At 61.5% G+C, this 1,551-nt stretch carries 1 protein-coding gene; it reads left to right on the forward strand.

Features of this window, described 5'->3' with window-relative positions:
* Window positions 1-1,551: hydrogen gas-evolving membrane-bound hydrogenase subunit E (gene mbhE, locus A3730_RS19415; protein WP_156501261.1), on the forward strand; the 1,551-nt coding region annotated here is incomplete at both ends.

Here is a 1,551-nt window from a genome sequence, read left to right on the forward strand (position 1 = left end):
ACCTTGCTGTTCGGTCTCAACAGTGAGCTGGCGGCGGTGGCAGCGGTGTTCCATATCATCAACCACGCGACCTTCAAGGCCAGCCTGTTTATGGCGGCGGGGATTATTGACCACGAAGCCGGCACCCGCGACATGCGCCGGATCAATGGCCTGTGGAAGTACATGCCTTACACGGCGGTGCTGGCCATGGTGGCGTCCGCGGCCATGGCCGGGGTGCCGTTGCTGAATGGCTTCCTGTCCAAGGAGATGTTCTTTGCCGAAACGCTGGATTCCCACCAGCTGGGGGCCCTGAGCTGGATTCTGCCGGTGGGGGCAACCCTGGGCGGGGTGTTCTCGGTGGCCTATTCGGCGCGCTTTATCCATGACGTGTTCTTTAATGGCGAGCCGATAAACCTGCCCAAGTACCCGCCCCATGAGCCGCCGCGCTACATGAAGGTGCCGGTGGAAATTCTGGTGGCGCTGTGTGTGGCGGTGGGCGTGTTTCCGGCGCTCACCGTGGCGGGCCTGCTGGCGGTGGCGGCTGCTGCCACGCTGGGAGGCGACTTGCCGGAATACCACCTGGCGATCTGGCATGGTTTTAATTTGCCGCTGGTGATGAGTTTTATTGCCCTGTTCGGTGGCATCTTTATCTATTCCCAGCGTCGCCGCTTGTTTGACCTGTGGGCGCGCTTGCCCGAGGTGGATGCCAAACTGGTGTTCGAAGGGCGAATTCAGCAGCTGGGGCGGGTGGCCAGTGCCATTACCGGGCGGCTGCAGAACGGGTCGCTACAGAGTTATGTGGCCTGGGCGGTCACGCTGGTGGCGGTGATTCTGCTTACCCAGATGTGGCACCTGCCGGCGCTGAGCCTGGATGTGGGCATGTTGCCTATGGATGGGGTGGCGATCTTGTGTACCGCCATGTTGGTGGCGGCGGCCCTGCTGACCACGTTCCTGCACCGCCACCGGATGACGTCGATCATGTCGTTGAGTGTAGTGGGGTTGATGGTGTCACTCCTGTTTGTGCGCTTCTCGGCGCCGGATCTGGCGCTGACCCAGTTATCGGTGGAGGTGGTCACCATGCTGCTGCTAATGCTGGCCATGTACTTCCTGCCGGTGCGTACCCAGGTGGAATCGTCGTCGGTGCGGGTGTTGCGCGATGTGCTGCTAGCGCTTGTTGTGGGCGCCGGTGTGGCGGTGCTGGCCTTCCTGGTGATGACCGGGGAAACCACAACCATCAGCCAGTTCTTTATGGATAACAGCAAGTCTGGTGGTGGCGGCACCAATGTGGTCAACGTGATTCTGGTCGATTTCCGGGGCTTCGATACCTTTGGGGAAATCACCGTGCTGGGCGTTGCCGCCATGGGTATTTATGCGCTGCTCAAGGATCTGAACCTGGCATCGGCCAAGTACGACTCGCTGGGGCGCCCCTGGGCTGCGGATGCGCATCCGCTGGTGTTGGTGACCATTTCCCGGCCCTTGTTGCCGCTGGCGCTGCTGATTGCGGTGTATATTTTCCTGCGCGGGCACAATCTGCCCGGTGGCGGCTTCGTGGCCGGGTTGATCACGTCGGTG

It is taken from the genome of Alcanivorax sp. HI0044 (assembly GCF_001634945.1).